The organism is Streptococcus bouchesdurhonensis, assembly GCF_948472335.1.
Window position 1 is genome coordinate 1 of the sequence record NZ_CAOKTW010000030.1, and the last position, 5268, is coordinate 5268.

Below are 5268 nucleotides of genomic sequence, written 5' to 3' on the forward strand. Positions count from 1 at the left end.
GGCAGCTCGTATCAAAGAAATCCGTCGTTAATTCGACTAAAACTCTGCTTTTTCAGCAGAGTTTTTATCTAGCTCCCTTAGTTCAATGGATATAACAACTCCCTCCTAAGGAGTAGTTGCAGGTTCGATTCCTGCAGGGGGCATAATAAGAAGCGTAAAGAAACATAAAGAATATTCAAAGTGTTTATTTGTAGGCAATCATCACAATTTAGTTTTTTAAAATAGGTTAGTATTTTTGGAATCTTTGACCAAAGTGTGACCAAAATTTGACCAAAAGTCAATGAATATAGAATAAAGTAGATCAGGAAGCTGGTCTATTTTATTTTGTAGTTATTGAGAAAAAGTGGTTTGTTTTAATTTGACTATTATACACATAATGCGTATAATAGTAAGTGTAAGGAGGTAACGAATATATATGCCACTTACAGGTAAAGAAATGGTGAAACTAGCTCTTGAGAATGGATGGTTTGAAGTTCGTCAAAGAGGAAGTCATCATCATTTTAAGAAAGAGGGTTTTTCTTATCTTGTCACGATTCCAGTTCATGGAAATGAAGATTTGGGAAAGGGATTGGAGAGAAAGATTCTCAAAGATTTAGGATTGTAATTTTTACTTTCCTAAGTCTTTTTACATCAGAGGTAGTAGAATGTTGGGGGTAGTAGAATGTTAAAAACGTATCCAGCTATTTTTCATAAAGAAGGAACAGGATATTGGGTAGAATTTCCAGAATTTGGTGGTGGTACAGAAGGAAAAAATATCGAAGAAGCGATGAAAAATGCTCGAGAAATGCTTGAAAATGTTTTAGCTTCTTATATCGATGAAGGGATGGCGTTGCCTACTCCAAGTGATATTTTAAAGATTGAAGTTTCAGATGGTTTTGTATCAATGATTCAAGTTGATCCTGCGCCTTTTGTGAGAAGTAACAAGGCGATTAGAAAGAACGTGACCGTTCCTGAATGGCTAGTTCGTCTTGCTGATCGAGAAAAGATTAACTATTCAGAAGTTTTGGCACAAGCATTAGAGAAGAAGTTGCAAGTTTAAATTTAAAGACTGTATTTATTAGGGAATAAGTTTGATATGTATTGGTAAAAGTGATACAATAGATATACAAGAAGAAAAGGAGAAATGCTATGTCACAAATTGCTGTAAGAGTAGATGATGAATTGAAAAAAGAAGCGACTGCGATTTTTAATGAGTTGGGGTTGGATATGTCAACTGCTGTGAAGTTATTTTTGAAGCAAAGTGTGTTGACAAGAAGTATTCCTTTTGAAGTTAAACTTGATTCTGAGTAAGGTGAAATAAAAGTGTGGATAGATATAATCTAAAGGGGTTCGGTTATGGTTTATACAATAGATCAGATAAAGGAAAAAATTGTTCCTGTTGCTAAACAATATGATTTATCTAAAATTTATCTATTTGGCTCTTATGCTAGGGGCGAAGCTGATGGGAAAAGTGATGTTGATATTGCTTTGGAGTTAGAGGATGATTCTATATATTTTGATGTATATGGTAGACTTTTGACTATTTTTGATGGTAATATAGATATTCTATTGGTTAGTGATTTACTTTCTCCAAAAACAAACATTGGGAAGTTAGTCAAGAAAAATTTTTTGAATGATAGAGAGGTTATTTATGAGAAGTCAATCTCTTGAAACTGATATAGCATATTTGAAGGATATGGTTTTATATCTTGATAAGGCCGATGCTGTTTTGTATAAAGCAAGAAGATATAATTTACCTTTAGATGATGATATGGTAGTTGATTCTATCGCTATGAATTTAGGACAGGTAGGAGAACAGTTATCGTTAGGCAAATTATCAGAGGAAGTAAAACAGAAGTATTCAGATAGGATAAACTGGACTCAGATAAAAGGTTTTAGAAATTTTATTTATCATAATTATTCTAACTTAAATTTTAAAATTATAGAGGGTATATTGAAGGAATCTGTTCCCAAAACGAAAGAATCTTTACACTCGATTATAAGAGAATTAGAAGGTGAATTATAAAATAGAAAATGAAAGAGAAACTCTAAAAACGTATGGAAGATTTGCTAGAAATCGACAAATTTTATTCCTCAAAAAACGAATACTTCCATAAGAGAAATTATTATTGATGAAGATTTAATATCTGTATTGGATGCATTGAAAGAGGAACAAGATAAGGTTCTTTATAATCGTGAAGAATTAAAGAAATATGATTTGGTCTCTTGTGATAGAAGGTATAAACTTTCTACAAATTATGGATTGAATAAATACTTGAAAGTATTTTTATCCGAACTTGGGATAGGTAGCCAAACCATGATAGCAAAAGCAGGCAGGCATATTTACGGTTTATATTTATTAGACTTCCTGCAAAACTAGAATCCTAGTTCATGATTGATAATACCAACAATCAAATTCATTCGTAAGCCGAAGCGTTTACGATGATTTCGATAGGTTGTTGAAAATATTTTAAACGTTTTCATAGTGAAATGAAATAAGAACAGGACAAATCGATCAGGACAGTCAAATCGATTTCTAACAATATTTTAGAAGTAGATGTGTACTATTCTAGTTTCAATCTACTATACTCTGTCAAAAATATTCTCAACCTTGATTCTCTCCTTAGATAGCGCATGGTTACAGGCTTTATCTTCAGCTGTTAGCAGCTTGAGTTTGCTGGATTTCCTCGGAGTTTGCGCTTGAGGATATAGCTTCATGAGCCCTTGATAAGCACTGTCAGCCAAGATTTTACCAGCTTGTCCGATATTTCTGCGACTCATTTTGAACAACTTCATATCATGACAATAGTTCACAGCGAGCTCCAAAGAAACAATTCTCCCTTGACTTGTGACAATCGCTTAAGCCTTCATAGCGTGGCATTTCTTTTTACCAGAATCATTCTCTAATTGTTTTTTTAGAACGATTGATTTTTACTTCCGTCGCATCAATCATTACCGTGTCCTCAGAACTGAGAGGAGTTCTTGAAATCGTAACACCACTTTGAACAAGAGTTACTTCAACCCATTGACTCCGATGGGTTAAGTTGCTTTCGTGAATACCAAGATCAGCCGCAATTTCTTCATAAGTTCGATATTCTCGCACATATTGAAGTCGCCATAAGAAGGTATTCTAGGCTTAGTTTAGGTTTTCGTCCCCCTTTTGCGTGTTTACCTTGATAATCTCTTTTTAATACAGCTAACATCTCTTCAAAAGTCGTGCACTGAACACCAACCAGGAGCTTAAATCGTGCATCAGTTAGTTGTTCACTTGCTTCATAATCCATAGAACTATTATACCATATATTGTTTCGCAGGAAGTCTAATAATGTTCGAAATTGAATCAGGTTAAAGAGACAACTAAAGGCCACACAAAGGCTTGTCGCATAAAAGACAGCATGGTAGCCAAATTGACCTGCTACTGCAGAACCTGCCATGGGACCAACAACACCTCCCAGATAAAAGAATACCTGATTGAAGGCAAAGACCCTCGAAATGCCGGCTTTGGGAGTCATTTTGCTGAGTAGGGCATTAACCCCGGGAATCAAGGCACCGGTTCCCAATCCAAAGAGGAAACGATAGAGTCCTAGTTGAAGGGGGCTAGAGGCATTGGCACAGAGGAGATAGATGATGACTGAATAAAACTGGGCGACAACCAAGAGACGATGATTGCCCACCTTGTCACCTAGCTTGCCCATGACTCCTGCACTCATCATACTGGAAAAGCCCATACTGGACACAATCAAACCAGAGACAAAAAGAAGATTCTCTGTCTGCCCTAAGTCGCGTACATAAAGAGCCAAAATAGGGCCAATCGATTGAGCTGAAAATTGGATGACAAAACTGGTTAAAAAGAGATTGAGCAAAAGATAGGGATATTTAACCGAGGTAAATAATTCCTTTGTTGGAATAGCCTTTTCCTTGGCTACTGGTTGAAAATCTTCCTTGATAAAGCAAATAGTCAAAATAGCAGCTAAAAATAGAAAACTACCAACCAGTAAGAAAACTGTACGAATGCCAAATAATTCTGCGATAAAGCCACCAATAAAGGGACCAGTTAGAGTGCATGCAACTACGCCTGTAGACAAAGTACCTAAGGCAGAGCCTGATTTCTCCTTGGGAACCTGACTGGCTATCAGTGCCGTTGCATTAGGAACAAAACCTGCAAATACACCGTTTAGTAAACGAAGAAAGATTAACCAATAGATATTTGGGACAAAGGCCAAGCCTCCCATAGTGATAGTCATAGCAAGACCTGCCCGAATCATCATGGGTTTTCGGCCGTATTTGTCAGCAAGAATACCCCAAATAGGAGAAAAGAGCGCCGCGGAAATAGCAGAGACAGAAATTGCTAAGCCTGCATAAAAAGCGACTTGCTGACTCCCTACACCTAGATTTTCCACGAAGATGGGCATAAAAGGTACAACCAAAGAAATACTGGCTCCTGTCAGAAAATTACCAAACCAGGCAATACGCAGATTATCCTTCCAGTTAATCTCTGTCATCTTGCCTACCTCCCTCAAGAAGGATATGCACTTGATTAAGAAGCTGGTTATGATTGCCATTATTATCAAGAACCTGGCTGGCCAAATCTTTCTTTTTTTCTAAAGGCCACTGGGCTGCCAGACGAGACTCAGCTTCATCTTTGGACAACTGGTCCCTTTTCATTAAGCGTTCTACTTGGGCATCTCGGTCCACATAGACCAACCAAGTCTCAGCAAACCAATCGCTGTAGTCCTGCTCAAAAAGTAGGGGAATATCCATGAAGAAAATCTCTTCTGTCTGAGCCAACTGTTCTCTCAAAGTAGCCAGTTCCTCACGGATAATCTCCCCTTGAATTTGATTAGACCATTTTTGCTCTTCAGGATTTGAAAAGATGAGACTAGCTAGGAGAGGGCGATTGAGTTCTCCGTTTTCAAGAATGATTTCTTGCCCAAAGTGCTGTACTAGAGCCTCAAACAGACGACCACCAGGTTTCTGTAGTTGGTGGACGACTGCGTCGGCATCCACTGCTTGAAAGCCTTGCTGTCTTAGAAAATTTGTCACAGTTGACTTACCTGAGGCAATTCCCCCAGTGATTCCGATGATTTTTCCCATCAGTCCCTCCTTTGACAGTTTGGACAAAAGTGGGTTCCACGTCCGCCTAGTTGAATTTTCTCAATGATGGTACCACAGCGTACACATTCTTGACCAGTCTTATCATAGACCTGATGAAAGTCCTGCATGCTTCCATCTTCCCCAAAGGCATTGGTATAAGTCCGAATGGTGGAGCCACCTTTTTCAACAGCCTGG

The 5268-nt window shown here is 37.7% G+C and carries 7 protein-coding genes, 1 tRNA gene and 4 pseudogenes; 7 read left to right on the forward strand and 5 right to left on the reverse strand.

Translation table 11 applies throughout. The features are described from left to right. Positions 1-71 precede the first annotated feature (71 nt). The 7 genes and pseudogenes from QMQ21_RS18980 to QMQ21_RS19395 form a co-directional block, all read left to right on the forward strand. A tRNA-Arg gene (locus QMQ21_RS18980) sits at positions 72-143 on the forward strand. Between the two features lie 272 nt (positions 144-415). Beyond that, positions 416-604, forward strand: coding sequence for a type II toxin-antitoxin system HicA family toxin (locus QMQ21_RS18985; RefSeq protein ID WP_023936121.1), 189 nt, complete (start codon positions 416-418; stop codon positions 602-604). Positions 605-661: 57 nt separating this feature from the next. Further along, on the forward strand, positions 662-1039 hold the full coding sequence (locus tag QMQ21_RS18990; RefSeq protein WP_000921490.1) for a type II toxin-antitoxin system HicB family antitoxin: 378 nt from the start codon (positions 662-664) through the stop codon (positions 1037-1039). 89 nt (positions 1040-1128) lie between these two features. After that, on the forward strand, positions 1129-1290 hold the full coding sequence (locus tag QMQ21_RS18995) for a type II toxin-antitoxin system RelB/DinJ family antitoxin (RefSeq protein WP_000077979.1): 162 nt from the start codon (positions 1129-1131) through the stop codon (positions 1288-1290). A 45-nt stretch (positions 1291-1335) separates the two neighbouring features. Continuing rightward, positions 1336-1650 carry a nucleotidyltransferase family protein gene (locus QMQ21_RS19000; RefSeq protein ID WP_000263130.1) on the forward strand — a complete coding sequence of 105 codons (315 nt, stop codon included), beginning with the start codon at positions 1336-1338 and terminating at the stop codon, positions 1648-1650. Further along, complete coding sequence (locus QMQ21_RS19005; protein WP_001257560.1) at positions 1631-2005, forward strand: HepT-like ribonuclease domain-containing protein; 375 nt, start codon at positions 1631-1633, stop codon at positions 2003-2005. Before QMQ21_RS19000 ends, QMQ21_RS19005 begins: the two co-directional genes overlap by 20 nt. A gap of 1 nt (position 2006) precedes the next feature. Beyond that, positions 2007-2341, forward strand: a pseudogene (locus QMQ21_RS19395) (site-specific integrase); the annotation flags it as partial. Between the two features lie 14 nt (positions 2342-2355). Here the strand turns inward: QMQ21_RS19395 and QMQ21_RS19015 are convergent. The 5 genes and pseudogenes from QMQ21_RS19015 to QMQ21_RS19035 all read right to left on the reverse strand — a co-directional run. After that, positions 2356-2460: pseudogene (locus QMQ21_RS19015) on the reverse strand (IS5/IS1182 family transposase); the annotation flags it as partial. A gap of 105 nt (positions 2461-2565) precedes the next feature. Further along, positions 2566-3263, reverse strand: a pseudogene (locus QMQ21_RS19020) (transposase family protein); the annotation flags it as partial. Positions 3264-3299: 36 nt separating this feature from the next. Then, positions 3300-4481: pseudogene (gene pmrA, locus QMQ21_RS19025) on the reverse strand (multidrug efflux MFS transporter PmrA); the annotation flags it as partial. Then, entirely contained in the window at positions 4468-5073 is a 606-nt protein-coding gene (coaE, locus tag QMQ21_RS19030) for a dephospho-CoA kinase (protein ID WP_261814021.1), read from the reverse strand. The pseudogene pmrA and the gene coaE, both read right to left, overlap by 14 nt. Beyond that, the coding region (locus tag QMQ21_RS19035) for a zinc finger domain-containing protein (protein WP_261814978.1) at positions 5073-5268 on the reverse strand (196 nt) is incomplete at its 5' end. The genes QMQ21_RS19035 and coaE, both read right to left, overlap by 1 nt.

Coding starts and splice junctions, on each gene's coding strand:
- QMQ21_RS18995 (WP_000077979.1), top strand. CDS start 1,129: ATGTCACAAATTGCTGTAAGAGTAGATGATGAATTGAAAAAAGAAGCG.
- coaE (WP_261814021.1), bottom strand. CDS start 5,073: ATGGGAAAAATCATCGGAATCACTGGGGGAATTGCCTCAGGTAAGTCA.
- QMQ21_RS18990 (WP_000921490.1), top strand. CDS start 662: ATGTTAAAAACGTATCCAGCTATTTTTCATAAAGAAGGAACAGGATAT.
- QMQ21_RS18985 (WP_023936121.1), top strand. CDS start 416: ATGCCACTTACAGGTAAAGAAATGGTGAAACTAGCTCTTGAGAATGGA.
- QMQ21_RS19000 (WP_000263130.1), top strand. CDS start 1,336: ATGGTTTATACAATAGATCAGATAAAGGAAAAAATTGTTCCTGTTGCT.
- QMQ21_RS19005 (WP_001257560.1), top strand. CDS start 1,631: ATGAGAAGTCAATCTCTTGAAACTGATATAGCATATTTGAAGGATATG.